We start from the raw sequence: 25,149 nt of genomic DNA, 5'->3' as shown, positions 1-25,149 counted from the left end.
CTCAGCCCGCCTCCGGCAGCCGTCCGACGGGCAGCCTGAGGGTGGTCACCGCGCCTCCGTCGGGGGCGTTGGCGAAGGTCAGCCCGATCTCCAGGACGGCGGCCTGGCCGACGACGATCGTGAGCCCCAGCCCGTGGCCCCGACCGCGCCCCGGGTCCCCGGTGCGGAACCGCTGGGGGCCCTGCTCGATCAGCTCGGCCGGGTAGCCGGGGCCGTGGTCGCGCACCACCACCACCGGGCCCTCCACCGTCACCTCGACCGGTGGACGGCCGTGCTTGTGCGAGTTGACCAGCAGGTTGGCCAGGATCCGGTCCAGGCGGCGCCGGTCGGTGAGCACCACCGTGTCCCGCAGGACCCGTACCACCGCCTCGTGCCCGCTCCCGGAGACCGCCCGCCGTACCGCCCGGCCCAGCTCCACCTGGGCCGGTTCGGCCCGTTCGACGCCCGAGTCCAGCCGGGAGATCTCCAGCAGGTCCTCGGTGAGGCGGTGCAGGGCCTTGAGCCGGTCGTTGATCATCTCCTTGGGGCGGCCCTCCGGCAGCAGGGCCGCCGCGGCCAGCGAGCCCGTGAGCGGGGTGCGCAGCTCGTGCGCGACGTCCGCCGTGAACCGCTTCTCCGCGTCCAGCCGGGCCTGGAGCGATTCGGCCATCGAGTCCAGGGCCTGCGCCACGTCCCGTACCTCGTCCCGGGAGCGGGCCGGGCGCCGGTCGCCCCCGTCGCCGCCCCCGCCGTCGGCCGGGAAGTTCACCCGCGCGTCCAGGTCCCCGGAGCTGATCCGGCGGGCCACGGCGGCCGTGGTCGCGAGCCGGCGGCTGATCCGGTCGGCCAGGAAGAGGCCGGCCAGCGCGACCACGCCGGCCGCCAGGCCCGCGGAGGCGAGGATCGCCGTGTCGATGTCCCGCAGCCGGTCGCGGGTGTTGCCGAACGGGATCCAGATCGCGAGGGCCTGCTCGTCGGCGGGGCCGGCCGCCCACATGACGGGCTGCTCGCCGCGGTGGCCGACCATGCTGCCGGTGTCCCCCCGTGCGACCAGTTCGCGCAGTGGTCCCGGCAGGTCGGGCGGGTCCAGGGCGACGTCCACGTCGCCGTGCGAGGTGCCGTACTCGTAGTGGCCGAGGGCATGGTCGAGGTCCGCCTCCGCCTTCGCGCGGACCTCCCCGACGATCTGCCGGGCGACGACGTTGTGCACCAGGATCCCGAGCGCCGCGGCGACCATGCAGCACACGGCCGTGGTCGTCAGGGCGATCTTCCAGCGCAGGCTGCTCAGCGCGCGCATCGCGCCCCGTCCTCGCCGAGGGGGACGTCCGTGAGGGCCGGGCACTCGTCGAGCGTGAGCTGGGAGAGGCTCATGACCCCGGCCTCGGGGTCCCACTCGTAGTCGGAGACCGCCACGTACTTCGGGTTCGAGGTGGGCTCGCGCACCGCCAGGTGCTCGGCGGCGACCTCCACGCCCTCCAGTACCGCGCGCCGGGCCAGGATCCGGGCGACGGAGCCGTCGTCCCGGAGGGTGTAGACGCGCAGTTCGCTGAGCCGGCCGTCGATGTCCAGGGCGGTGATCAGCTCCTCCCGGCCGTTGCCCGTCAGGTCGTGCAGCACGCCGGGGCGCACCGGGCAGTCGGGGCCCCCGCCCGGCTCCTGGGTGCACAGCGCGAGCCGCTGCACCGCCCGGGGGTCGACGAGCCTGCCCGTCCCGCCGTCCTGCCGGGTGGCGGAGGCGATGTCGGCGCGTACGACGTCCAGCGCGTCCACGCCGCGCATGCCCGGCCCGGGCGGTTTGGGGAGTCCGGGCACGGCGGCGGCCGTGCCCGGCTTCTGGCCGGGGTCGGGCGGTGCGGGGCGGATGTCCTTCCACAGGCTCCGGGGGGCGTGCACCGTGCCGAGGTCGCCCTGGTTGCGCAGCCCCTCCACGTCGGCGCATCCGGCCAGGGCCGCCAGGGCGGCGGCGAGGACCATCACGGCCGGGGCGCGGTGCATGTACCGATGCTCCCCCGCCGTGGCCCCGGGGGCCCGGGCACAGGTCCATCCGGGCGAGCCGCGCCGCCGCCCCGGCCGGCGGGCGGTCAGCGGTCGGCGGTCGGCCGGACCAGGGCGCGGGCCGCCGCCACCTCCTGGTGGACCGGGCCGAGGACGCCGGATGACGCCTCGCCCGCGGGCTCCGCGTCGGCCCGGACCGGGGTGGTGCTGCTGCGCACCCGCTCGGCCAGTTCGCGCAGCCGGTCCGCGAGGGATTCCACCTCGTCCGCCGTCGGCGGCTCGGCCCCGTGGTTGACCCGGACGCGGGCGGCGGTGGTCGCGTCCACGATCCGTTCGACGGCCACCACCAGCGGCCACCAGGCGGCGGCCCGGGCCCCCGTCGGCGGCGGCTCGGTCAGGGCCCGCTGGAACTCGCTGCGCACGCCCGACAGGTCTCGGTAGATGCGCCGTCTGGCCTGGACGCGGATGGTGCGGGCCTCGGCGAGCGCGGCCTCGTCGGGGGCCGGGGCGAAGGCCCGTTCGAGGTACCGGGCGGCGTCGTACACGGTGTCGGCGAGCCGGTCCCCGATCCGGGCGTGCCAGCTCTCGGGCCACAGCAGGTAGCCGGCGACGAGGGTGATGGCGCAGCCGATCAGGCTGTCCAGCAGGCGCGGCCGGATCAGGTCGAAGCCCTGGTGGTTGAGTTGGTCCGAGAGGAGCAGGATCACCGGGGTGATCGCGGCGGTCTGGAAGGCGTACCCCTTGACCGAGAAGGCGGGGATGAGCGCGGCGAGCACCACCATCACCGGTACGTCCCACCAGCCGCGCGGCACCTCGGCGAGCACGGCGGCCGCGACCACCAGCCCGGCGGCGGTGCCCAGCGCGCGCAGCACGGCCCGCGAGAACACCGAGCCGAAGTCGGGCTTGAGGACGAAGGTGACGGTCAGCGCGACCCAGTAGGACCGTTCGACCTCGACCAGCGAGACGAGGGACTGGGCGAGCCCGATGCAGAGCGCGAGCCGCAGCCCGTACCGCCAGGAGGCCTCGGAGAGCATCATGTCGCGCACCGCGCGCCGTGCGCGGACCCCCAGGGCGGCGGGCCTGCCGAGCCGGTCGTCGACGTTGTGCAGGTCCGGTTCGGCGAGGTGCACGACGGCCGCAGCGTGCCGCAGGGCCGAGTCGACGGCCCGCTCGGACGGGGTGTGCGGTGCGGGCAGGTCGAGTACGGGGGTGCCGGTGCGGCCCTCCTCGACGGCGTCGGCCAGGTCCCGTACGGCCGCCGGGACCTCGGGCGGCAGCGGGCGGCCGCGCAGGTGTGCGGCGGGGGCGGCCTCCACCAGCGGGATGACCACGTTGAGCTGGGCCAGCATCCGCACCAGCGAGGGGCTGCGCCCGTGCACCCGGGCCCGCCGGCCCAGCACGAGGTCGTAGGCCTGGTTCAGGGCCTGGGTGACCTGCCGGCGGCGCTCGTCGTAGACGGAGGCGGGGCCGCCGGCCGCCTCGAGCGAGTCCGCCAGCGCCCGGTAGGTGGCGGCGACGGCGGTGCGCTCGGGTAGGCGGCCGCGCAGCGGCCAGCCCAGCAGGGAGAGCAGGAGGACGAAGAGGCCGCCCGCGGTCAGCAGCAGGGGGGCCGTCCACCAGGGTTGCGGCAGCGGCAGCCCGGCGCCGATCACGGCGTTGAGCAGGAGCAGCAGTCCGGAGACGGAGGCGACCGTGCCGATCGAGGAGATCATGCCGGAGACCAGGGCGACGAGGGTCAGGACGCTGACGGCCAGCCAGCCGTGTCCGAAGACCAGGGTGCCGAGGGTGACGCCCACGGCGCCGACGAGCTGCGGCACGGCGATGTTGAGGATCCGCATCCGGTAGGCGTCGGCGGTGTCGCCGATGACCCCGGACAGGGCGCCCATGGAGACGAGTGCGCCGTACTCGGGCTCGTCGAGGGCGAATCCGACGGCGAGCGGGACGGACAGCGCGAGCGCGGCGCGCGCCGCGGCGGCCCAGGGGATCGGTGCGGCGCTCGGCCGCAGTCCGCCGAGCAGCCATGCGGGTGGGGCCAGTGGATGGGGCCGGCCCCGCCCGGACGCTATGTGTTCGGTGCGTTCGGTGCTCATTCCGCTTCCGTGCCGCCGCTCGAGAATCGGTTCTTCTGGGTTCTTCTGCGTCGTTCTGCGTACGTTGGGTACCTTCCGAGCTTATGGGGTGCGGCGCAGCCGGCCCGTCAGCCACCCGCCCAGCGCGGCGGCGAGCCCGACCGCCAGCACCACCCAGGCGGTGGTGCGCAGGAACGCGGTGAGGGCGTCGTACACCGCACCGGCGGCCTGCCGGTCGATGTCGGCCGGCAGGTCGTCCAGCGTGATCCGGCGGCAGACGTCGACGGCGATCCACAGCAGGGCGGCCCCGACCGCGAGCCCCAGCCCGGTGGCCGCCACGGCCCGCCGGCGGCGCACGGCGACGGCGATGGCCGCGGCGGCCAGTACCACGGTCAGCACGGGGAGCCAGACGCCCGCGATCTGGAGCATGCGGAAACCCTTCCGGAGCGCGCCGAGGTTGTCGTACTCCATGACCTTGACGGAGAGGTGGGTCACCGGGATGCGGTCGGCGAACGGCACGCCGTCGGCGACGAGCTCCTCCTTGACCTGGGCGACGACGGGTGCCAGGTCGATGGTGACGGCGTCGCCGTGGCCGGTGGTGAGCGCCTGGAGGAAGGCGGCGTGGGCGGCGCGGTTGGCCGCGTCCCAGGCGGTGCGGTAGGCCTCGGTGCCGGCGAACGAGCGCAGGGCCTCGCCGAGCAGGGCGTCGACCCCGCTCTGGAAGGGGCCCGCGTCGATCTGCCCGGCGAGGGCGCGGCTGGCCTGGGTGACGACGACGCCCTGGACGGCGGGGTCCGCGGCGAGCGGGGACATGGCGGCGGTGTAGCGGTCGGCGTTGCCCAGGTCGCGGTCGGCCCAGTACGCGACGGCGCTCGCGGGCACCAGCAGGGCCACGAGCGCGATCAGTACCGCCGACAGGATGGTGCGCACGTCACCAGGGAATGCCGGGGCGGTGCCCGGCGCGAGCGGTGTTGCTGCGGGCGGGTGGCGCGGCGCCCTGGCGGGAGGAATTCCGGATACCTCCGCTCCCGGCCCCCGCGGCGGCTTCCGGCGGGCGGTGCGCCCCGCCTGACCGGCCCGGGGCGGTTGATCCACTTGCCGGTCGGGGGCGGCGGGTGTGCCCTGGAGGATGGGAGAGAGGAGCCCGTCATGGCACATGCGGCACCCACCGCCTCCCGGCGGCACCACTACCGTCCGACCGCGACGGCCACTGACCACACCGCCAGGAACGCCCTCACACGGGCCCTGCTCGCCGGACTCGTCTACGGGGTCTGGGCCGCCTTCATCCACCGCCAGATGGGTCCGGTGGACGCGGGCAACGTCTTCTACGGGATCCTGTGCGGGGTGATCTTCGCAGGCATCATGTTCGCCCTGGGCCGGGTCGGCCCCCGGATGAGGCGCGAGGTCCACGCCGCCGCGTACGGAGTCTTCACCGGCATCGCCGCGGGCTACCTGCACAGCCTGACCAACTCCAGCGTGCTCCGGGCGACCGTCATCGGGCTCTTCGTCGGCATCGGCGTCGGCGTGACCGCCTTCTACCGCTACTACACGCGCGAGGAATGAGTCCCACGGATCGCGCCGGCCACGCGATCGAGACCGCCGGCCTCGTCAAGGTGTTCGGGGAGACCCGGGCCGTCGACGGGGTGGACCTCGCCGTGCCGGCGGGAACCGTCTACGGGGTCCTCGGCCCCAACGGAGCCGGAAAGACCACCGTGGTGAAGGTGCTGGCCACCCTGCTGCGCCCGGACGGCGGGGAGGCCCGCGTCTTCGGCAAGGACGTCACCCGCGAAGCGGACGCCGTGCGCAGCCGGGTCAGCCTCACCGGCCAGTACGCCTCCGTCGACGAGGACCTGACCGGGACCGAGAACCTGGTGCTGCTCGCGCGGCTGCTCGGCCACTCCCGGCCCGCCGCCCGGGAGCGCGCCGGCCAGCTGCTGGAGGCCTTCGGGCTCTCGGCCGCTGCCGCCCGCCAGGTCAAGCAGTACTCCGGCGGCATGAGACGGCGCATCGACATCGCCGCCTCCATCCTCAACACCCCCGACCTGCTCTTCCTCGACGAGCCGACCACCGGCCTCGACCCGCGCAGCCGCAACCAGGTCTGGGAGATCGTGCGGGCCGTGGTCGCGCAGGGCACCACCGTCCTGCTCACCACCCAGTACCTCGACGAGGCCGACCACCTGGCCTCCCGGATCGCCGTCATCGACCACGGCAAGGTGATCGCCGAGGGTACGAAGGGCGAGCTGAAGGCCTCCGTCGGCTCGGGCAGCGTGCACGTCCGGCTGCGCGACCCGGCCCAGCGGGAGGAAGCCGTGCGCCTGCTGGCCGCCGTACTCGACGAGTCCGTCACGCCGGATCCCGACCCCGTCGCGCTCACCGCCCGCGTCGACGACGCCCGGTCGGCCGCCGCGGCCCTGGCCGAGCTGGCCCGGGCCGGGATCGTGGTCGACACCTTCGCGCTCGGCCAGCCCAGCCTCGACGAGGTGTTCCTCGCGCTCACCGACGACAAGGGGGTGACGACATGAGCGTCCCCGCCGCCGAGGAGACGGCCGCCGGCCCCGCCGGGACGACCGGTACGACCGCCCCCGAGCCGGAGTTCACGGCCCCGCGCGCCGATCAACTCGCCGCCCTCCTGGTCTCCGGCCGGCGCCCGCCGCGCCCGAGCGCGCTGTCGACCTCGCTCACCTTCGGCTGGCGGGCGGTCCTGAAGATCAAGCACGTCCCCGAGCAGCTCTTCGACGTGACGGCGTTCCCGATCATGATGGTGCTGATGTACACGTACCTCTTCGGCGGTGCGCTGGCCGGCTCCCCGGGGACGTATATCCAGACCCTGCTGCCCGGCATCCTCGTCATGTCGATCGTGATGATCACCATGTACACGGGGGTGTCCGTCAACACCGACATCGAGAAGGGCGTCTTCGACCGCTTCCGCACGCTGCCCATCTGGCGGCCGTCGACGATGGTCGGCTACCTGCTCGGGGACATGCTGCGCTACGCCATCGCCTCCGCCGTGATGCTGGCCGTCGGCCTGCTCCTGGGCTTCCGCCCGGCGGGCGGGGTCATGGGCGTGCTGGCCGGAGTGGTGCTGCTGATCGTCTTCTCGTTCGCCTTCTCATGGGTGTGGACGATGTTCGGGCTGCTGCTGCGCAGCGAGAAGTCCGTCATGGGCGTGAGCATGATGGTGCTGTTCCCGCTCACGTTCCTCAGCAACATCTTCGTGGACCCGAGCACGATGCCGGGCTGGCTGCAGGCCTTCGTCAACAACAGCCCGGTCACCCACCTCACCACCGCCGTGCGCGGTCTGATGGCGGGCGAGTGGCCCGCCCCCGAGATCGCCTGGTCACTGGGGTGGGCGGGACTTCTGGTCCTGGTCTTCGGGCCCGTCACGATGCGGCTGTACAACCGCAAGTAGCCGTTCTTTCGGCCGGGTCGGGCCGGTACCTCTGCCCGAGGCGGCCGGGCTGCCGCCGGGCGCAGACTGGTGGTGGCGCCGGTTCCCCTGCCCGTGGTCGAACCTCACGTGACCACTCTCCGTTGCCGAGGGCGTGGGAGCCGGCGCCTTCCCTCTTACGCGGCGGAGTCCGCGGCTGCGCTCTGCTGGGGTTCGCTCTCGGGCTCGGGCGCCGAGCCGGCGGTCCTCTGCGACACGGCCGGGTCGGCGCTCTTGCGCACCGGCGGCGTGAACCGGGTGACTTCGGCGCGGAGCATGGCGTTCAGGGCGGCGTACGCGTCGATGGGCATGGCGGAACCTCACGGTGCTCAGGGGGGTGTGGGGGGGACTGCGCTGCTCCGGAGCCTCGGCCCGCTCAGCAGCGCAGCACCACGCTCCGCACCGTCCGCGCGGACAGCGGCGGCACCGCCGTCCGCCATACCGGGGCGGCCACGGGCCGGGCCTCGGCATGTTTCACGTGAAACACCGGCAGCGGAGTGCGCCGTACACCGGGCGTCCCGCGCGCCGGCGACCGCACGGCCGCCCGCGACTCGGGTTCGGCGGCCGGGTCGGACTGGCCCTCGGTGGGTTCGGCGGGGGCGGTGGAGGCGGGCCGGGACTCGGCGACCGTCGCCGCGGCCGGACCGGCACCGAACACGCACAGCAGCACGACGCAGGCCGCTGTCAGGACCTTCGTCAGGGCCCTGGTCAGGGCCGCGCGCACGTGCTGCCTCCCGCTCATGCGAGGGGTGTGCCCCGACACGCCGGGCAACTCCCGGCCCGGTTGCCAGAAGCGCCCGACCGGCGGAACGAACAGCGTCCCCAGGGCTGACGCGGGGGTCGGTCAGCGGCCCCGGCGCTGACCCGTCAGGCGGGCCAGTACGGCGGTCTCACCGCCGACCAGCCGCAGTTGGGGCCGCCCCGGCCGGTCCTCGCGGCCGCCGGACGCGCCGGGGGAGATGCTGATGACGGTGAACACGGCCGTCCGGCCGTCCTCACGGGCGACCTCGACGGTCCGGCCCCGCCGGAGCCCGGAGAGGTCCAGGCCGGGCCCCCCGATCACGGCGGTGCCGGCCGCTCCGGGCGCCGGACCGGGGCCGTGCCAGGAGACCTCGGCCGGCCGCTCACGGCGGCCCTGCCCGGCCTGACCGCCCTGTCCCTCGCGCTCCTCGCGCCCGTCGGTCCGCCCGTCGGTCCGGCCCGCACCCCCGGGCCCGTCCGGCGGTGCGGGCGTCCACGACACGGGTACGTCGATGCCCAGGCTCGGTACGCGCAGCCGCAGCGGCCGGGCGGCCGCCAGCGGTCCCGTGACCGGCCGGGGCGGTCCCGCCGCCGACCCGGGCGGCGGGCCCCCGTGCCCGGGGGCGTGCTCACCGGACCACTGCCCCTGCCGGGCCAGGCGCCGGTGGTCGGACAGCCCCAGCGCCCGCGAGGGCAGGGCGTCGTCGGTGGCCGCGACCGCGGGGTCGGCACCCTCGGTGCGCTGCAGCACTCCGATGCCGGTGGCCAGCAGGACCACCGTCAGCGCGGCGACGACCGACTTGGCGCGGGGCATGCGGGGTCCCTCCGTCCGGCTCGGGCGGCCGGGTCATAGGAGCAGTGGATACCTCCTCTGCCCACCGGCACCCGGTGCAACACGGGAGACTGACAGAACGTCACGGGCGTGTCGCACCCCTGATCCGTGCGTTCGCCCAGCTGACGGCAGGTCCGGCCGCTCCGGCCCGGGGAGGGGCCGCCCTACGCCCGAACGGGTGATTCAGGTCGTCACCAGCGTCGCCGTCGCCACGCCCATCAGGACGGCTGCGAGGTGGACCGCCGGGTGGCCGTAGTCCCCGCACCAGAGGTGGCGGGCCAGGCCGCCCAGCGCGGCCAGGGCCGCGATCACACCGAGCTGGCCGAAGAGGGTGACGGCGGTGAACGGGGCCAGGAGCAGCAGGAAGGAGTTCAGCCAGAAGGGGGCGGCGCCCGTCCAGCCCCGCCATTCCCTGATCGCCCTCGGCATGGACTACCGGCCCCCTCGCCCCATCGTGGTCAACTCGTCGGCAGCACAGCCTCCTTGGGTGCGGCCATCGGCACAAGGGTCTGTTTCGGCTACCGAACCGGAACCGCGGCTGGAACTCGTCCACTCAGCGGAACGGCCCGGACCCCGCAGCGGGGTCCGGGCCGAACGGAGCGGCAAACGGAAGGTGTCAGGCGACGATCCAGTCGGAGGTCGCGATCACCGGCTGTACGCCGTCGCGGTGGACGGTGCCCTCGATGAGGCCGTACATCCGGTCCGCCGCGAAGTAGACCTCGTTGTCGTTCTTGAGGCCGAAGGGCTCCAGGTCGACGAGGAAGTGGTGCTTGTTGGGGAGGTTCAGGCGCACCTCGTTGACCCGGGGGCAGGCGTCGAGCACGCGCTCGGCCATCTGGTTCAGGGTCTGCTGGAGCGAGTACGAGTAGGTCTCCGCGAAGGCTTCCAGCATGTTCTTGCGGACCTTCTTGTACGCCTGGTCCCAGTCGGTGGAGGCGTCGTCGGCGGCCAGCGCCGAGTGCGCCCAGCGCGCGGTGACCTTGGTCGCCAGGATGCGGTCGTACGCCTCCTGGAGGGTCGTGTACTTGTCCTTGATGAAGCCGTGGAACTCGGAGTTCGTCGAGTTCATCACCGTCAGGTCCTTGAGGCCCGAGATGACCTGGAGGCCCGTCGTCTCGCTGTACGTGATCTGCGCGGTGCGCACCTCCTGGCCCTTGCGGACGAAGGAGTGCTGCTCCTTGCGCGTCGGGACCGGGATGCGGTCCCACACGTACTCCTCGATGCGGATCTGCGCCTCGCGGATCGGCTGCTGGGAGGAGACGAAGTGCTTGGCGAGCAGGATGCCGAAGGCCTCGGGGGACTCGATGCCGTGTTCCTTGCCGAAGGCGTACACCGTGTTCTTGGTGGTGTCGGTCGGCAGGCAGTTGGCGTTGTCGCCGGTCAGGTGGACGTCGCGGAACTCGCCGCGGAGCGCGACCGACACGTTGAGGTCGCGGATCTCGTGCCACGAGCCGTCGCCGCCCTTGCGGGTCACCTTGACGATGCGGTTCTCGGCCTTGCCGTACTGGTTCTGCGCGAGGACGTGCTTGCTCATGTGCTGTCTTCCTTCGGCTTCGGGAACACGGAGTCCGGTCGTCTGGATCCCGTACGCCCGGCGTCCAGCGGCCGCCCGAAGACGTCCCGCCCCCCGCCGTTCGGCCCTCGGCAGGACCGCCCCGGGACTGACGTGCATCCCGGTCCGTAGGTGCTTGTTCGTACTCACGGATTGCAGCATGTGTACGGCGGGTTAACCACCGTACGGATCATCCGAACACCAGCACCCACGTCTTGGGCGACCCCACAGATTCGCAGGTCAGAGCATGTGCGCATCGGCGACCGAGAGGGCCTCGTCGAGGATCGCCAGCCCCTTGGCGACGTCCTGCGGCGCGATGTTGCAGGGCGGCGCGACGTGGACGCGGTTGCCGGCGAGGAGCGGCCAGAGCCCGCCCTTGCGGCAGGCGGCGCCGAACGCGGCCATCGGCGCGTTGTCCGCCCCGGAGGCGTTGTACGGCACGAGCGGTTCGCGTGTGGCGCCATCCCGGACGAGTTCCAGGGCCCAGAAGGTGCCCAGGCCCCGGACCTCCCCGACCGAGGGGTGCCGCTCGGCGAGCGCGCGCAGCCCGGGACCGAGCAGCTCGGCGCCGGTGCGGGCGGACCGCTCGACGATGCCCTCCTCCTCCATGACGTTGATCGTCGCCACGGCGGCGGCGCAGGCCAGCACGTGCCCGGAGTACGTCAGCCCGCCCGGGTAGGGGCGGCGGGCGAAGGTCTCGGCGATGGCGGGCGAGATGGCGACCCCGCCGAGCGGTACGTACCCGCTGGTCACGCCCTTGGCGAAGCAGAGCAGGTCGGGGACGACGTCCCAGTGCTCGGCGGCGAACCAGCGGCCGGTGCGCCCGAAGCCGACCATGACCTCGTCGAGGACGAGGACGATGCCGTGGCGGTCGCAGAGCTCGCGCACGCCGGGCAGGTAGCCGGCCGGGGGCACCAGGACGCCCGGCGCCCCGCCGACGGTCTCCAGGATGACCGCGGCGATGGACTGCGGGCCCTCGAACACGATGGTGTCCTCGAGGTGGCGCAGGGCCCGCTCGCACTCCTCGGCCTCGGTGGCCGCGTAGAAGGGCGAGCGGTAGGCGAAGGGGCCCCAGAAGTGCACGACGCCGGCGGTCGCGCTGTCGTTGCCGAAGCGGCGGGCGTCGCCGGTCAGGTTGATCGCGGCGGAGGTGGCGCCGTGGTACGAGCGGTACGCGGACAGCACCTTGGGCCGGCCGGTGTGCAGCCGGGCCATGCGGACCGCGTTCTCCACGGCCTCGGCCCCGGCGTTGGTGAAGAAGATCTTGTCGAGGTCGCCCGGGGTGCGCTCGGCGATCAGCCGCGCCGCCTCGGAGCGGACGTCGACGGCGAAGCCGGGCGCGACCGTGCAGAGCCGCGCCGCCTGCTCCTGCAGGGCCGCGGCGACCTTCGGGTGCTGGTAGCCGATGTTCGTGTAGACGAGGGCGCTGGAGAAGTCGAGGTAGCGGTTGCCGTCGTAGTCCCAGAAGTACGAGCCCTCGGCCCCCGCGACGGCCAGCGGGTCGATGAGCTCCTGGGCCGACCAGGAGTGGAAGACGTGCTTCCGGTCGGCGTCCTTCACAGCGTCCCTCGCGGCGGCGGGGTCGTGGGCTTCTGCGTTCATGAAACGAGAGTAGTTGTCCACGATGTGGAATAGCGGGCCGCCCGCGTCCGCGGGCGACCCGGACCCGGACCCGGACCCGGACTCAGACGACGTGGCGGCCGCCGTCGACGGTGAGGACGTCGCCCGTGGTGTAGGCGGCGTCCACCAGGTAGAGGGCGGCCTCGGCGACGTCCTCGGGGGTGCCGACCCGGCGCAGGGGCGTGTTCTCGGTGATCCACTCCCGGGAGCTCTCCCAGACCTCCTCGGCGCCCTCGTACCAGGGGGTGTCGATGAGGCCGGGCGCCACGGCGTTGACGCGGATGGCGGGGCCGAGCTGGGAGGCGAGCAGGCGGGTCATGTGGTTGACCGCGGCCTTGCTGACCGCGTACGGCACCGAACTGCCCAGGGCCCGGGTGGCGGAGACCGAGGAGATGTTGACGATCGAGGCGGCCCCGGACGCGCGCAGGTGGGGCACGGCGGCGGTGATCATCTGCCAGGCGCCGATGACGTTCACGTCGAAGATCTCGCGCCAGGCGCCGGCGTCGGCGGCCTCCAGGTCGTCCAGCGGGACGAACCGGGTGACGCCCGCGTTGTTGACCAGGATGTCGAGCCGCCCGTGGGCGTCGACGGCGCTCTGCACGATCCGCCGGGCGTCCTGCCCGTCGGCGACGTCGCCCCGCACGTACACGGCGCCCGGCAGCTCCGCGGCCAGTGCCTTTCCGGCGCTCTCGCTGCGCGCCGAGTTGACGACGACGCGGATGCCCGCCGCGCTCAGCCGGCGGGCGACGGCCGCGCCGATCCCGGAAGAGGAGCCGGTGATCAGGGCGACGCGGCTCTCGGTCATGGATTTTCCTCCTGGGTGGGTGGATTGGATCTTAGATTACCGCATGGCGGAATCTTGTTTCCGACATGTGAAATTCCTGGGGAAGGCGGGCCGTGGCGGCCGCCCTAGGATTGGCAGCCCCGGGTAGGGGTACATGCGGCGCGGAGAGGCGCGGAGACGGGAGGCCTTGTGGCCGAGCAGACGCGGAGGCTCGTTCTCGGCGGCGCCACGACCGGTGTCGTGGGGCGGTGCCGGGACTTCACCCGCAAGGCGCTGGCCGACTGGCAGTGGCCTGGAGGGGCGGAGTCCGTGGAGGACGTGCTGCTCCTGGTCTCCGAGGTGATCACCAACGCCTGCCTGCACGGAGGCGGCCCCCGGGAGCTGGTGCTGCGGCACGGCCCCGAGCGGCTGCGCGTGGAGGTCAGCGACGACAGCCCCGAGGTCCCCAGGCGGCGGCCGCCCGGCGACCGCACACTGCCGGGCGGCCACGGGCTGATCGTGCTGGAACGGCTCGCCCGCAGCTGGGGCGCGGTGCCCTCGCCGGACGGGCGGCCGGGCAAGACGGTCTGGCTGGAGGTCGCGGCGCCCCGAGCGGGTCAGGACGGGCGCTGAGGGCTCTGAGGGCTCTGAGGGTTCTGAGGGCCGTCGTGGCCCGGGCCTGGCAAGAGCCCCTCGGGGCCGCAACGGTCATCGGGGCCGCAGGCCGGCCCCCTGACCCGGACCCTCAAGCCTGGCCGCCGGCTCGGGCCGGGCCCTGGACCAGGTCCCCGGCTTCGGCGGGCTCGTCGGTGAGCAGGCCGGAGCGCAGCCGCTCCAGGGTGCGGGTCAGCAGCCGGGACACGTGCATCTGGGACAGGCCCAGCCGGTCGCCGATCTCGGACTGCGTCAGCTCCTGCCCGAACCGCAGGGAGAGCAGGATGCGCTCGCGCTCCGGCAGGCCGGCCAGGATCGGCTTGAGGGACTCCAGGCACTCGATCCGGTCGTACGCCTGCTCCTCCTCGCCGAGGGACGGCCGGTCGGCGCCGGAGTCCCGCTCGCCCTCCTCCTGGGCCGGCGCGTCGAGAGAGCGCGCGGAGTACGCCGAGGCGGCCTTGCGGCCCTCCGCCAGCTCCGCGGGCGTGACGTGCAGCTGCTCGGCGAGCTCGGAGTCCGTGGGCTCGCGCCCGAGGGCCTGCTCCAGCGCGTCGTGCGCCTTCGCGGCGTCGATCCGCAGCTCCTGGAGCCTGCGCGGGACCTTGACCGCCCAGCTGGTGTCGCGGAAGAACCGCTTGATCTCGCCGGTGATCGTCGGCATCGCGAACGAGGTGAACTCCACCCCGCGCTCCGGATCGAACCGGTTGATGGCCTTGATCAGGCCGATCGTGCCGACCTGGACGATGTCCTCCATCGGCTCGCTGCGGCCGCGGAAGCGCCGGGCGGCGTACTTCACCAGGCTGAGGTTCAGCTCGACCAGCGTGTTGCGGACGTAGCTGAACTCCGCGCTGCCCTCCTGCAGCTCGGCCAGCCTCCGGAACAGGGCCACGGACAGGGCCCTGGCCTCGTGGGTCGAGACGTCTGTCAGGTCTGTGTGGTGCATGGCGCTGCGCTCCTCCGACGGGCGGCCCCGGTGGGTCCCGGGGATACGTCGTCGCGGTCTCCCGAGCTCTTTCGCGCTGTCTCAGTCTCAGGGGATATACCCGCCAGAACCGGTACGTACCCCACCCGGACCATCCGCCGCGGGCCGGCATCGGCGCCCCACCCGCAGATCGGCCCCGATACGTCGCCCCGTACCTCCGGGCCTCCGGCACCGGAACGCGCATGACGCCGTTCCGCGGGAGGCCCGTCGGGCACAAGGGCGGGGTGGGCGAGGGGGGTTATCTGTCCGAGTAGCTGAAGTCGCCGACGGTCCAGGCGCCGACGTCCTTCAGGGCGATGCGGTACATGCCGCCGGTCTCGGGGATGCCCAGGGTGCCCTGGAGGATGCGGGCCACGTGGAAGTGCAGGTGGGAGGGTGTCCCGGTGGTGGGCGGGGTGCGGCCCGCGGAGCCGCCGGGTTCTCTGAACACCTCGGCGAACGGGGCCAGCTGGTCGGAGTCCTGGAGGACCTCGGCGACGCGCTGGCGCCAGACGCTCTCGGGGGCGAGGCGGCCGGTGATGACGGCGCCGTGGACCACGACGGTCAGGGACATCTGATTGGTTTGCTCCGACTCGACCATGGCCGCGAGATCGATGAGCAGGTCGTCAGGGGTCGACATGGGCGGGACTCTAGCAAGCGCGGGCGACCGGGAAGACGACAAGGCCGGGGCCCGCACCGTGAGGTGCGGGCCCCGGCCTGCTGTGCGTGTCGGCGTCAGGCGGGAACGATGTTCTCGGCCTGGGGGCCCTTCTGGCCCTGCGTGACGTCGAAGGTGACCTTCTGGCCTTCCTGGAGCTCACGGAAGCCGGAAGAAGCGATGTTCGAGTAGTGGGCGAACACGTCAGCGCCGCCGCCCTCCTGCTCGATGAAGCCGAAGCCCTTTTCCGCGTTGAACCACTTTACGGTGCCGGATGCCATCTGAATTCTCCTTTGGGGCACTGCCCGGAATCGCACTGTGCGAAAACCGGCGTCGCTGTGATGATTGCCCCGCCGGAAAGATCACCGGTAAATAAGAAGTATTTTGGGAACCACAACTGCAACTGGGATCACCGTAACACAGAGGCTGCGTGAGCAGGGCGGACTTCCCCTTCCGGCACCGCCTAAACGAATTTCCGCCAGTGAAATTAATATAAGTCAAATTCTGGGGTCCCGGTGGGGCCGGGGCCCGGCGCGGACGGGGTTCTCGCCGGGTGTCCGCCGGATGGAGTAGGCGCGCGTCGGCGTTTTCCCGGCCGAACGCCCTGCGGACGCTCGCGCCCCCGTGCGGCCGACTGCCCCGCACGGCCGTTCCCATCTCTGTGAGGAAGGCCCCACCCATGAAGCGATTCCCGGTGATCGGCGTGCTCTGCGTCGGCGCGGCGTTCGGCCTCGCCGCGTGTTCCGACGACAGCTCGCCCTCCGAGGAGGCCACCAAGGCCGCGGCCGAGGCCTGTAGCGACCTGACCGAACTCAGGGCGGACAACGCCAAGCTGAAGGCCCTGGACCCCGCGGCCGCGACCAAGGACCAGGTCAAGGACGCCTACGACGCCGTGCGCGAGGACTGGGACGGGGTGAAGGACAACCTGGGCAAGCTGCGGGAGGCGGAGCGCTCCGCGGTGCAGGCGGCCTCCGACGACCTCAAGAAGGCCTACGAGGGCCTGCCCGGCGACACGACCGGCAAGGACGCGCTCACCAAGCTCCAGCCGCAGATCCAGAAGCTGGAGGAGACCTCCGCGGCCGCCGCCGCCGGTCTCCAGTGCTGACACCCCTCCCGCGGCCACCGGTCCCGCGGCCACCGGTCACGCGGCCACGGGCCGTCCGGGCGGCAGCAGTTCGGTGACCACGAAGGCGACCACGGTCGCCAGGATCACCACGGGCATCATGGCGGTACTGCCGAGGACCAGGACCACGAGCACCACGCTGCTCACCGGCAGCCGCAGGGTGGCGGCCGTGGCCGCCGCCATGCCGGCGGCCATCGCGGGGACCACGCCCAGGCCCGGCAGGGGCGCGAGGAGCACGCCCGCGGCGGCTCCGAGGAACAGCGCCGGGAACACCGGGCCGCCGCGCAGGCTGCCGAGGCACAGTGTGTAGGCGGCGCCCTTGAAGGCCAGCACGGCGACCAGTGCGCCGGTCCCCCACGCCTGCGGGTCGGCGGCGAGCGCGGACAGGGCGGCCTGGCCGGAGGACGCCACCTCGCCGGAGGACCGCCCGGTGGCCAGCGCGTACACGGCGGCGCAGACCCCGGCGCCCAGGGCGAACGGCACGGTCCGTACGAGGGGCCGTTCCCTGACGTACGCGGCGACGAGCCGGGCCCCGGCCCGTACGGGGTGCATCGCGGCGGCCACGGCCGCCGCGACGGCCAGCGCCCACAGGACGTCCGCCACGTCCAGGCGGGGGAGCGGCGCGGACAGCTTCAGCGACAGCTCGCCCGTCCCCAGCCCGGTCCAGCGCCCCAGGCCCGTGAACACCAGGGACCCGACCCCGCTGGACAGCAGGGCGGGCAGCATGACCGCGAAGAGCTGGGGGCCGCCCACCCCCGCCACCTCGATCAGCAGCACCGCGGCGACCACCGGATTGCCGAAGATCGCGGAGATGGCCGCCGCGGCCCCGGCCGCGCCCAGCAGCGCGGTGTTCTGCGGGGTGGCCGGGGCCTGCGCGAGGTCGCGGAACAGCAGGGCCAGCCCGCCGCCCAGGGCGATCAGCGGGGCCTCCGGACCCAGGACGGCGCCGAGCGGCAGACTGGCCGCCGCGGCGAGCAGGACCCCGGGCAGCACGGCCGGCGAGGACCCGCCCACCTGCATTCCGGCGGCGGGCACGTGGCCGCCGGCGCCGGGCAGGTGCGTGACGGCCAGGCCGACCAGGATGCCCGACAGGAGCAGCAGGGGGAGCGGCCACCACCAGGGCGGGCCGTCGTGGCCCAGGGCCCGCGGGAGGTCGGCCCACAGCACGCGCTCCAGCTCGTGGAGGCCGACGAGGAACCAGAAGGCGGCGAGGGACACCGGTATGCCGATGAGGGCGCAGAAGACGAGCAGCTTCGGATAGCCGGGGCTGCGGAGCAGGTGGCGCAGGACGTCCGGCTCCTGCGGACCGCTCCCGCTCCCGCCCTCCTTCCCGGTGCCGGCCTCCTTCCCGGTGCCCTTCCCGTGTCCGGTCCCGCCCGAGCGCGGCTGCGTCATGGGTCATTCCCTTCCGCCGTCCCCCGTCTGCGCACCCCGATCCGTACCGCGCCGAAGAGCACCTTGGCGATCACGCCCACCACGATCAGATCGGCGACCATCTGCACGGTCGTCAGCGCGCGGCTGAGCTCGGAGGTGGGCACGATGTCCCCGAATCCCACGGTGGCGAACACGGTGACCGCGAAGTAGAGCGTGTCGGTCCGGTTGAGCGGCTCCGAGAACGACTCCGGCACCTGCTGGGAGAGCAGGAAGTACGTGGCGGAGAACAGCACCAGGAACAGCGGCACGGCGGTGGCCAGTGCCTCGATCGCCCGCAGCCGGGGATACTCCGCACGGGTGATGGCCCGGACCTGCCAGGCGACCAGCCACCCGAACAGACCCAGCCCCGCCGCCAGCGTGACGACGGTGAGCGCGCCGAACCCGCGGTCCAGGGGAGCCAGGTAGAACAGCGCGGTGATCAGGACCGCCCAGGCCACGGACCGGAGCGTGTGACCGGCCAGGACGCGTCGGCGGCGCCGGGCCGCGTTGCCTTCCATGGCTTCAGGAGAACGGGCCGGAGCGCATCCCGCGACCGGAGCGGACTCGGGATGCGGGTGCGGCGCATGCGCGGTATGCGGTAGTGCGTCACTCTTCGTGGAAGGGTGGTCACCGCCGTCGGCGGATCGTCCCCCGTGAGGAGCACACCGTGCCGCAACCGCAGGCCAGGCCCCGCCGCCTCGTCCTGCCCGGCCGGCTGCGCGGCTGGATGGGCCGGCACACCCCGCTGCTGGGAAGGCTCCTCGAGCAGCTGGGAGCCGTCAACGTGCTGGACTGTGCGACCAGACTCGCCGCCCAGGCCTTCCTCGGGGCGGTGCCCGCCCTGTTCGTCATCGGCGCCCTCGCCCCCGCCTGGCTCCAGAACCAGTTGGTCTCCTCCGTGCGCACGACGCTCGGCCTCCAGGACGCCGCTCTGGACCAGGTGCGGGCGGTGTACTCCGCCACCGACTCCGCGGCCACGGCGAGCACCGGCGTGGTGGGGCTCGTGGTGACCCTGCTGTCGGCGACCGCGTGCAGCCGCGCCCTGCAGTCGATGTGCGAGCGCTCCTGGCACCTGCCCAAGGCCAAGGCCCGCCTCGCGGCCTGGCGGTGGCTGGCCTGGCTGCTGGTCTGGCTCACCGCCCTGCTGTTCCAGGGGCCGGTGCAGAACGCCTTCGGCACCGGCCTGGCCTTCGGCTTCGTCCTCGCGACGGTCAGCGGCACGCTGCTGTGGTGGTGGACCCAGCACCTGCTGCTCGGCGGCCGGATCCCGTGGCTCCCGCTGCTGCCGGGTGCGGTGCTGGCCGGGGCGGGGGAGCAGGTGCTGTCCGCGGCGTCGCGGATCTACATGCCCCTCGCGGTGGAGCGCAGCCTGCGCCAGTTCGGCAGCCTCGGCTCGGTGTTCGTGCTGCTGTCCTGGCTGATCGTGCTGTTCGTCGTGATCACGGTCGCGGTCGCCGTCGGGTACGTGGTGGCCCGCGAGCCGGCCCCGGCGCGCCGGCTGCGTACTCCCCTCAGCCCGGCCGAGGAAGCCCGGGATCCCCGGGATCCCCGGGGTCCCCGGGATCCCCGGTCCGCCCGGCCGCCCGGCCGCTGACCCGGCCGTCCGCCGCCAGCAGGGCCAGTACGGCGAGCACCGCCGACAGGACGAGCGCCAGCAGCAGCACGGCCGGCACGGTCGGGTGGTTCCACAGCGCGAACCCGAGGGCGGCCAGCAGCACCGCCCCGGCGGTGAGCGGGCGCCGGCGGGCCTCCACCCACCCGCCGGCCCGGCCGGTGCCGAGGCCGTGGGCGGCGCCCCAGCGCGCGGCGGAGTCGGCCGTGCGCTCGGCGCCCCCGCGCAGGGCGCGCGGCAGCCGGCCGCCGCCGGACAGGTAGGCGCCGAGCGCCACGACCACCCCGAGGACCAGCGTGGTGCGCAGGCTGACCCGCAGGAACCGCACCAGGGTGTCGAAGACCGCTGCTGCCGCCGCCGGGGACTGGACCTGCGCCGGGAGGTGCTCGAGGTAGGAGCGGCGGGCGAGGGCCAGGCCGATGGCGAGCAGCAGACAGGCGGCGGCCGTGCAGAGCGCCGTGGTCACCAGGGCTCGGCGGCGGCGGTGCGCGAGCAGGACCCCGGCCGCCGCGAGGACCGCCGTGAGCACGGGCAGCCAGTTGCCGAGGACGTCGAGCAGGCGGACCGCGCCCCTGATCTTCCCGAGGGCGTCGGATGGCAAGAGCACCATGCGCCCGTCGGCCTCGGGGATCCGCTCGGCCGGCGCGAGGCCGGCCTTGACCAGCTCCTCCCTGACGTTCTCCACGGCGCTGCCGAGGTCGAGGGTGACGGTGCCGCCGTCGATGCCGACCGCGCCGCGGCCCCGGCCGGTGAGCGCGTGCACCACGGCCGTGTGGGCGGCGCGGTTGGCCCGGGTCCACAGGGCCTCGAACCGGTCGCTCTCGACGAAGCGGGCCGCCACCTCGGAGACGGCCTGGTCGGCGGCCGAGTCCAGCCCCGGGCCCAGCGCCTTGACCGCCGCTCCCACGCGCGGCGGCAGCCCCTGCTCCTCGAGCCACCGCGCGAGGTCCGCCGTGACCCGGGCGCCGTCCACCCGGATGTCGGCGGCCTCCGCGATGCGGCGGACGGCGGCCTCCTCGACCGCCGGGTCCGAGGCGAGCGGGGCGACGGTGGCCACGTACCGGTCGTTGTCGAGCACGATGTCGTGCACCCAGACCGTGAGCAGGCAGACCGGTACGAGGAGGCAGGCGAGGGTGATCAGGACGGCCGAGAGGGTGCTCCTGACGAACCGTCCGGCGCGCGGACTCATGGCACTCCCGGGGACGGCCGACGCGGGAACCGCTTCCCGTCCATTGGACACGCGGCGGCCGGGAGCGGCCCGTCCGGTTGGGCCCACCGTGTCGCGCACCGTGGTGGACGGGTGATACCTCGGCGCGCGCGGAGGCGTCGGCATGCGGGCCGCCCGCCCGGCCCCGAGGATGGGCGCCATCCCTTCCGCCTCCGCAGTCAGGAGCTGTTTCCATGCTGGAGCGCAAGCTGCGCAAGGACCGCACCGAGGTCACCTTCGTCCTTCCGGCGGACACGCCGCCCGGGCCGGTGAGCGTGGTCGGCGACTTCAACGACTGGCAGCCCGGGGCGCACACCCTCAAGCCGCGCAAGGACGGCAAGCGGGCCGTCACGGTCGAGCTGCCGTCCGAGAGCGCGCACTCCTTCCGCTATCTGGCCGCGGGGGACTACTGGTTCAATGACGACAGCGCCGGCGACCGGGACGGCCCCAACAGCCGCCTGCACACGTGAGGCACCCATGACAGCGGGCACGGTCCGGCGGCTGGTCGTCCTGCGGCACGCCAAGTCCGCCTGGCCGCCGGACGTGCCCGACGCCGAGCGTCCGCTCGGCCCGCGCGGTCTGCGCGACGCGCCGGCCGCCGGCCGCTGGCTGCGCGAGGCCGGCTGCGTGCCCGACCGGGTCGTGTGCTCGCCGGCCCGCCGCACCCGCCGGACCTGGGACCTCGTCGCGGCCGAGGCCGGGCTCACCGCGCCGGTGGCGTACGAGGAGCGTGCCTACGGGGCGAGCGCCGGGGAACTGCTGGACCTGGTACGGGAGACCCCCGCGCAGGCGCGGACGCTGCTGCTCGTCGGGCACAACCCGGGCGCGCAGGAGCTGGTCCTGCTGCTCGCCGGTGACGGGGACGCCGCCGCGCTGGAGCAGGCCGCCGTGAAGTTCCCGACGTCCGCGATCGCGGTGCTGGACCTGTCCGGCCCCTGGTCGTCGCTGGCGCCGGGGGGCGCCCGGCTCGCCGGGCTCGCCGTGCCCCGGGGCGCCAGGCCCTGAGCCGGCGGGAGCGGGACGGAGCCCGGGCTCACTCGCCGATGCGGACCAGGGCGAGCGTGATGTTGTCCGGGCCGCCGGCCTCGATGGCCGCCTTCCACAGTTCGAACGCGGCCTTGCCGTCGTCGTGCACCCGCAGCAGTCCGTCGATGGTCTCCTCGGGCACCGGGTCGGTCAGCCCGTCGCTGCACACCAGGTAGCGGTCGCCGGGGGACAGCGGGACGTCCGCCACGTGCGGAGTGATCGCGCTCTGTCCGCGGCTGCCGCCGAGCACCTGGGTGACGGCCGACGTGGTGCGGTGCCCGGGCGCGGGCGGCGGGCTGTCGTCCACGCTGAGCTGGCGCAGCCCGTCCGCGGTCGCGTGGAACACCTTGCTGTCGCCGACGTTGAAGACCAGCAGCGACTCCTCCAGGACCAGGGCGCCGGCGACCGTGGTGCCCATGGAGGTCAGGTCCGGGCGGCCCTCGGCGGCCGCGTACACCGCGCGGTTGCAGAGGTCCAGGGCGTTGCGGACGGCCTCGCCGCCGTCCAGGGCGGGGCCGAGCAGGGACAGCTCGCGCACGACCAGCTCACTGGCGACCTCGCCGGCCGGCTGCCCGCCGAGCCCGTCGGCGACGGCTACCACGAGCGGCCTGCCGAGCGGGAACACGAGCGTCTGGGGGCTCTCGGTCGCGGTCCCGCACAGCGTCCACGGCCCGATGGCCAGGCTGTCCTCGTTGTGCTCGCGCACGAGCCCGGTATGGCTCAGGGCGGTCACGGCTATGTACGGCACCCCACCATTGTCGCGCCGCTCGGCATGCGGCGCGTGACCTGCCGGAGCAGTCTGGTCGGGGGGCCCGAGAAAGGACTGCGGCAGATGTTCGCGAGGCTGAGCACCTACCAGGGATCACCGGTACCCGCCGAGGGGGACCTGACCGCGCATTCGGAGGAGATCGTCCGGCAGGTCGAGGACCTGCCGGGCTTCCGGGGCGTCTACTACCTCGTCGACCGCGCCTCGGGAAGGGCCGCCTCGCTGACCCTGTGGGACGACGAGCGGACCATGCGGGAGAGCGAGGAGCAGGCCGGCCGGATCCGAGAGGAGACGGCACGGCGGGAGGGCCAGCGGGTCGTGTCGGTCGAACGCTTCGAGGTCGGCTTCAGCCGGCTGCGGCCGTAGCGACGGCCCGCCGTGCCCCGGCCCGGTCGTACGAACCAACGGGAGTCCCCATGACGCAGCCGAAGCCCGCTCCGCCGGGCCCGCCCTTCCCCCCGGATCCGGCCGGCCGTCCCGCGCCCCCCGGACCCCCCTTCCCGGCCGACCCGCAGGCACCGAGGCCCGCCCGCGGACCCGTCCCGCGGCCCTCGCGGCCGGCGCCGCAGCCGCCCGCGGACTCCCGTTCGTCCGCACCGGGCCGGTAGGAGCCGCACCGCAGGCCCGGAGTGATCCCGCTCACACCCTGTCACAGGGGGCGGTCCCGCGGTGTCTCCATGCCGGGACCCTGACGACGGAGGAGACACCGTGGGCGAGTACACCGATGCCGTGCGCCTCGGCGGCGGGCGCGAGGAGCCGCTCGGGGCCGGGCGGCCCGAAGCGGGCCGGCCGGGGGGTCCGGAGGCGGACCGGCACGCCCCCGACCCGGCGACGGATGCCTTCGTCGCCCACCGGAACCTGCTGTTCACCGTCGCCTACGAGATGCTCGGATCGGCGGCCGACGCGGAGGACGTCCTCCAGGAGACCTGGCTGCGGTGGGCCGCGGTCGATCTGGACCAGGTGCGCGACCAGCGCGCCTACCTGGTCCGGATCACGACCCGCCAGTCGCTCAACCGGCTGCGCACGATGACGCGCCGCAAGGAGTCGTACGTCGGCCCCTGGCTGCCCGAACCGCTGCTCACCGCGCCGGACGTGGCCCAGGACGTCGAGCTGGCCGAGAGCGTGTCGATGGCGCTGATGCTCGTCCTCGAGACGCTCTCGCCGACGGAGCGCGCCGTCTTCGTCCTGCGCGAGGTCTTCGAGGTCGGCTACGACGAGATCGCGGCCGCCGTCGACAAGACGCCGGCGGCCGTCCGCCAGATCGCCCACCGGGCCCGCCGGCACGTCGACGCCCGCCGCCCCCGCGAGGTGGCCACCGCGAGCGAGACCCGGGCGGCCCTGGAGTCCTTCCAACGCGCCCTCGTCACCGGGGACATCCAGGGCCTGCTCGACGTACTCGCCCCGGAGGTCGTGCTGTTGAGCGACGGCGGCGGCATCAAGCAGGCCGCGCGGCGGCCGATCGCCGGCGCCGACAAGGTGGCCCGCTTCATGTCCGGCGGCCTCGGCAAGAACGACCGCCCGATGACCGTGGGCCCCACCGTGGTCAACGGCAGCCCGGCCCTCGCCGTGCACTTGGACGGCGAGCTGGACGGCATCATGGCGGTCCGCGTGGAGGCCGGCCGCATCACGGGCCTCTACTACGTCCGCAACCCGCACAAGCTGACCCGGGCGGCATCCGAGACGGCGCTCACCCTGCGGTGAACACCGGTGCCGGGCCGTCCGCTCGGTCGGCAGGAGGAGCCGTTCCCCGGGACGCGGCCGCGCCATGGTGGTGGTACGGAAGTACCATGAAAATCGGCCCGGGCTCCGGGCCGTGGAGCCCCCACCGACGAGCGGAGAAACCGGCGCATGCCCAAGCGCGTGGACCACGAGGAACGGCGTGCCCAGATCGCCGAGGCGCTCATCCGGGTCGCGGGGCGCCGGGGGCTGCACGCCGTCGGCATGCGCGAGGTGGCCGCCGAGGCCGGGGTGTCGCTCCGGCTCGTGCAGTACTACTTCGAGACCAAGGAGAAGCTGCTCTTCTACGGGCTCCAGCACCTGACCGACCGCTTCACCGCACGGGTCGGCGCCCGCCTCGCCGCGATCGGCCCCGACCCGGGCCCCCGCGCGACCATCGAGGCGCTGCTGCTGGCCTCCCTCCCGCTCGACGAGGAGAGCCGCACCTTCCACCTCTTGTACAGCTCGTATTCGATCCTGTCCGTGACCGACGGGGCGCTGGCCGCCCAGCCCTTCATCGACAAGCCCGACGCCGCCGAGAACGCCGTCACCGGCCTGCTCGAACAGGCCCGGGCGGCCGGGCTGGCCGACCCGGGCGTGGACGCGCGCACGGAGGCGGTCAGCCTGCTCGCGATGACGGCGACCATGGGCACCAGCATCCTGGTGGGGCAGCGGACCGAGGAGTCGGCCGTCGCGGTGCTCCACCACCACCTGGACCGGATCTTCAGGACCGCCGGCCCCTTGTGACGGGCTGGTCTACGCGTTTACGCGGTCGAGCGGCGCCCCGTCACATCGTCTCGTCGTGCAGGTCCTCCTCGCGCAGCAGGTCGTCCTCGCGTCGGCGCGGGGCCTCCTTCGGGCCCTCCTTCTGGCCCTGCTTGTGGGACTGCCTGCCCGGCTGGGCGTGCGCGGGGTCCCCGGGGCGGTGGTGGCTCTGCGCCTCGCGGCCCTCGCCCGGCTCGTTTCGCTTGCCCTTCTTACCGTCCATGACGGCGGCTCCTCGTGGTGCGGGGGGTAGGGATTCCTCCTGTATGA

At 73.8% G+C, this 25,149-nt stretch carries 30 protein-coding genes; 11 read left to right on the top strand and 19 right to left on the bottom strand.

Annotation, left to right across the window (positions count from 1 at the left end):
• Nucleotide 1: 1 nt before the first annotated feature.
• The 4 genes from AB0D66_RS01980 to AB0D66_RS01965 form a co-directional block, all read right to left on the bottom strand.
• Nucleotides 2-1,276, bottom strand: coding sequence for a HAMP domain-containing sensor histidine kinase (locus AB0D66_RS01980; protein WP_362295178.1), 1,275 nt, complete (start codon nt 1,274-1,276; stop codon nt 2-4).
• Nucleotides 1,264-1,974, bottom strand: coding sequence for a hypothetical protein (locus AB0D66_RS01975; RefSeq protein WP_362295175.1), 711 nt, complete (start codon nt 1,972-1,974; stop codon nt 1,264-1,266). The genes AB0D66_RS01980 and AB0D66_RS01975 overlap by 13 nt, the downstream gene beginning before the upstream one ends.
• 86 nt (nt 1,975-2,060) lie before the next feature.
• Nucleotides 2,061-4,064 carry an FUSC family protein gene (locus AB0D66_RS01970; protein ID WP_362295172.1) on the bottom strand — a complete coding sequence of 668 codons (2,004 nt, stop codon included), beginning with the start codon at nt 4,062-4,064 and terminating at the stop codon, nt 2,061-2,063.
• A gap of 81 nt (nt 4,065-4,145) precedes the next feature.
• On the bottom strand, nt 4,146-4,973 hold the full coding sequence (locus AB0D66_RS01965; protein WP_362295169.1) for a hypothetical protein: 828 nt from the start codon (nt 4,971-4,973) through the stop codon (nt 4,146-4,148).
• A gap of 219 nt (nt 4,974-5,192) precedes the next feature.
• Here AB0D66_RS01965 and AB0D66_RS01960 point away from each other — a divergent pair, with 219 nt between their 5' ends.
• Genes AB0D66_RS01960 through AB0D66_RS01950 form a run of 3 tightly spaced genes read left to right on the top strand, consistent with a single transcriptional unit; the run spans nt 5,193 to nt 7,452 of the window.
• On the top strand, nt 5,193-5,606 hold the full coding sequence (locus AB0D66_RS01960) for a hypothetical protein (RefSeq protein ID WP_362295166.1): 414 nt from the start codon (nt 5,193-5,195) through the stop codon (nt 5,604-5,606).
• The gene (locus AB0D66_RS01955) at nt 5,603-6,565 is read left to right on the top strand and encodes an ATP-binding cassette domain-containing protein (RefSeq protein ID WP_362295164.1); all 963 of its coding nucleotides are present in this window, start codon (nt 5,603-5,605) and stop codon (nt 6,563-6,565) included. Before AB0D66_RS01960 ends, AB0D66_RS01955 begins: the two co-directional genes overlap by 4 nt.
• Nucleotides 6,562-7,452 (top strand): ABC transporter permease, encoded by an 891-nt coding sequence (locus AB0D66_RS01950; RefSeq protein WP_362295161.1) that lies wholly within the window; start codon nt 6,562-6,564, stop codon nt 7,450-7,452. The genes AB0D66_RS01955 and AB0D66_RS01950 overlap by 4 nt, the downstream gene beginning before the upstream one ends.
• 155 nt (nt 7,453-7,607) lie before the next feature.
• Here AB0D66_RS01950 and AB0D66_RS01945 read toward each other — a convergent pair whose 3' ends face one another.
• The 7 genes from AB0D66_RS01945 to AB0D66_RS01915 form a co-directional block, all read right to left on the bottom strand.
• Nucleotides 7,608-7,781 carry a hypothetical protein gene (locus tag AB0D66_RS01945; RefSeq protein ID WP_362295158.1) on the bottom strand — a complete coding sequence of 58 codons (174 nt, stop codon included), beginning with the start codon at nt 7,779-7,781 and terminating at the stop codon, nt 7,608-7,610.
• 65 nt (nt 7,782-7,846) lie between these two features.
• On the bottom strand, nt 7,847-8,212 hold the full coding sequence (locus AB0D66_RS01940; RefSeq protein ID WP_362295156.1) for a hypothetical protein: 366 nt from the start codon (nt 8,210-8,212) through the stop codon (nt 7,847-7,849).
• A 102-nt stretch (nt 8,213-8,314) separates the two neighbouring features.
• Complete coding sequence (locus AB0D66_RS01935; protein WP_362295153.1) at nt 8,315-9,025, bottom strand: hypothetical protein; 711 nt, start codon at nt 9,023-9,025, stop codon at nt 8,315-8,317.
• 201 nt (nt 9,026-9,226) lie between these two features.
• Nucleotides 9,227-9,472 (bottom strand): hypothetical protein, encoded by a 246-nt coding sequence (locus AB0D66_RS01930; protein ID WP_362295151.1) that lies wholly within the window; start codon nt 9,470-9,472, stop codon nt 9,227-9,229.
• A 187-nt stretch (nt 9,473-9,659) separates the two neighbouring features.
• On the bottom strand, nt 9,660-10,577 hold the full coding sequence (gene pucL, locus AB0D66_RS01925) for a factor-independent urate hydroxylase (protein ID WP_362295147.1): 918 nt from the start codon (nt 10,575-10,577) through the stop codon (nt 9,660-9,662).
• Nucleotides 10,578-10,835: 258 nt separating this feature from the next.
• Nucleotides 10,836-12,197, bottom strand: coding sequence for an aspartate aminotransferase family protein (locus AB0D66_RS01920; RefSeq protein ID WP_362295144.1), 1,362 nt, complete (start codon nt 12,195-12,197; stop codon nt 10,836-10,838).
• An 82-nt stretch (nt 12,198-12,279) separates the two neighbouring features.
• Nucleotides 12,280-13,020: an SDR family oxidoreductase gene (locus AB0D66_RS01915; protein WP_362295141.1), complete on the bottom strand. Its 741-nt coding sequence runs from the start codon at nt 13,018-13,020 to the stop codon at nt 12,280-12,282.
• Nucleotides 13,021-13,188: 168 nt separating this feature from the next.
• On the opposite strand from AB0D66_RS01915, the gene AB0D66_RS01910 reads away from it, so the two are divergent.
• The gene (locus AB0D66_RS01910; protein ID WP_362295139.1) at nt 13,189-13,611 is read left to right on the top strand and encodes an ATP-binding protein; all 423 of its coding nucleotides are present in this window, start codon (nt 13,189-13,191) and stop codon (nt 13,609-13,611) included.
• Nucleotides 13,612-13,723: 112 nt separating this feature from the next.
• Here the strand turns inward: AB0D66_RS01910 and AB0D66_RS01905 are convergent, their stop codons facing one another.
• From AB0D66_RS01905 to AB0D66_RS01895, 3 genes are all read right to left on the bottom strand, one after another.
• The gene (locus AB0D66_RS01905) at nt 13,724-14,575 is read right to left on the bottom strand and encodes a SigB/SigF/SigG family RNA polymerase sigma factor (protein WP_362295136.1); all 852 of its coding nucleotides are present in this window, start codon (nt 14,573-14,575) and stop codon (nt 13,724-13,726) included.
• A 277-nt stretch (nt 14,576-14,852) separates the two neighbouring features.
• Nucleotides 14,853-15,233: a hypothetical protein gene (locus AB0D66_RS01900; RefSeq protein ID WP_362295134.1), complete on the bottom strand. Its 381-nt coding sequence runs from the start codon at nt 15,231-15,233 to the stop codon at nt 14,853-14,855.
• Nucleotides 15,234-15,328: 95 nt separating this feature from the next.
• The gene (locus AB0D66_RS01895; protein ID WP_030011983.1) at nt 15,329-15,532 is read right to left on the bottom strand and encodes a cold-shock protein; all 204 of its coding nucleotides are present in this window, start codon (nt 15,530-15,532) and stop codon (nt 15,329-15,331) included.
• Between the two features lie 398 nt (nt 15,533-15,930).
• Here AB0D66_RS01895 and AB0D66_RS01890 point away from each other — a divergent pair, with 398 nt between their 5' ends.
• A complete protein-coding gene (locus tag AB0D66_RS01890; RefSeq protein WP_362295132.1) occupies nt 15,931-16,356 on the top strand; it encodes a hypothetical protein in 426 nt (141 codons plus the stop codon).
• Nucleotides 16,357-16,392: 36 nt separating this feature from the next.
• On the opposite strand, the gene AB0D66_RS01885 is transcribed toward AB0D66_RS01890, so the two are convergent.
• Complete coding sequence (locus AB0D66_RS01885) at nt 16,393-17,769, bottom strand: chloride channel protein (RefSeq protein WP_362295129.1); 1,377 nt, start codon at nt 17,767-17,769, stop codon at nt 16,393-16,395.
• Complete coding sequence (locus AB0D66_RS01880; RefSeq protein WP_362295126.1) at nt 17,766-18,305, bottom strand: potassium channel family protein; 540 nt, start codon at nt 18,303-18,305, stop codon at nt 17,766-17,768. Before AB0D66_RS01880 ends, AB0D66_RS01885 begins: the two co-directional genes overlap by 4 nt.
• A 149-nt stretch (nt 18,306-18,454) precedes the next feature.
• On the opposite strand from AB0D66_RS01880, the gene AB0D66_RS01875 reads away from it, so the two are divergent.
• The gene (locus AB0D66_RS01875) at nt 18,455-19,381 is read left to right on the top strand and encodes a YhjD/YihY/BrkB family envelope integrity protein (protein WP_362295123.1); all 927 of its coding nucleotides are present in this window, start codon (nt 18,455-18,457) and stop codon (nt 19,379-19,381) included.
• Here the strand turns inward: AB0D66_RS01875 and AB0D66_RS01870 are convergent.
• Complete coding sequence (locus AB0D66_RS01870) at nt 19,299-20,588, bottom strand: hypothetical protein (protein ID WP_362295120.1); 1,290 nt, start codon at nt 20,586-20,588, stop codon at nt 19,299-19,301. The genes AB0D66_RS01875 and AB0D66_RS01870 overlap by 83 nt on opposite strands.
• A gap of 212 nt (nt 20,589-20,800) precedes the next feature.
• Here AB0D66_RS01870 and AB0D66_RS01865 point away from each other — a divergent pair, with 212 nt between their 5' ends.
• Nucleotides 20,801-21,076, top strand: coding sequence for an isoamylase early set domain-containing protein (locus AB0D66_RS01865; RefSeq protein ID WP_069920970.1), 276 nt, complete (start codon nt 20,801-20,803; stop codon nt 21,074-21,076).
• 7 nt (nt 21,077-21,083) lie between these two features.
• A complete protein-coding gene (locus AB0D66_RS01860) occupies nt 21,084-21,611 on the top strand; it encodes a histidine phosphatase family protein (RefSeq protein WP_362295116.1) in 528 nt (175 codons plus the stop codon).
• Nucleotides 21,612-21,639: 28 nt separating this feature from the next.
• Here AB0D66_RS01860 and AB0D66_RS01855 read toward each other — a convergent pair whose 3' ends face one another.
• Complete coding sequence (locus AB0D66_RS01855) at nt 21,640-22,380, bottom strand: protein phosphatase 2C domain-containing protein (protein WP_362295113.1); 741 nt, start codon at nt 22,378-22,380, stop codon at nt 21,640-21,642.
• Between the two features lie 84 nt (nt 22,381-22,464).
• On the opposite strand from AB0D66_RS01855, the gene AB0D66_RS01850 reads away from it, so the two are divergent.
• The 3 genes from AB0D66_RS01850 to AB0D66_RS01840 all read left to right on the top strand — a co-directional run bounded on the left by AB0D66_RS01850 (nt 22,465) and on the right by AB0D66_RS01840 (nt 24,861).
• Complete coding sequence (locus tag AB0D66_RS01850; RefSeq protein ID WP_362295110.1) at nt 22,465-22,764, top strand: hypothetical protein; 300 nt, start codon at nt 22,465-22,467, stop codon at nt 22,762-22,764.
• A 492-nt stretch (nt 22,765-23,256) separates the two neighbouring features.
• Entirely contained in the window at nt 23,257-24,099 is an 843-nt protein-coding gene (locus AB0D66_RS01845) for an RNA polymerase sigma-70 factor (RefSeq protein WP_362295840.1), read from the top strand.
• A gap of 147 nt (nt 24,100-24,246) precedes the next feature.
• Nucleotides 24,247-24,861, top strand: a complete 615-nt coding sequence (locus AB0D66_RS01840) for a TetR family transcriptional regulator (protein WP_362295107.1) — start codon at nt 24,247-24,249, stop codon at nt 24,859-24,861.
• Between the two features lie 40 nt (nt 24,862-24,901).
• Here AB0D66_RS01840 and AB0D66_RS01835 read toward each other — a convergent pair whose 3' ends face one another.
• A complete protein-coding gene (locus AB0D66_RS01835) occupies nt 24,902-25,102 on the bottom strand; it encodes a hypothetical protein (protein ID WP_362295104.1) in 201 nt (66 codons plus the stop codon).
• Nucleotides 25,103-25,149 lie beyond the last annotated feature (47 nt).

The sequence above is a fragment of the Streptomyces sp. NPDC048270 genome (assembly GCF_040652335.1).
Lineage (GTDB): Bacteria > Actinomycetota > Actinomycetes > Streptomycetales > Streptomycetaceae > Streptomyces.
The sequence above is the reverse complement of the archived record's forward strand: the minus strand, read 5'-3'. Positions and strand labels throughout refer to the sequence as shown.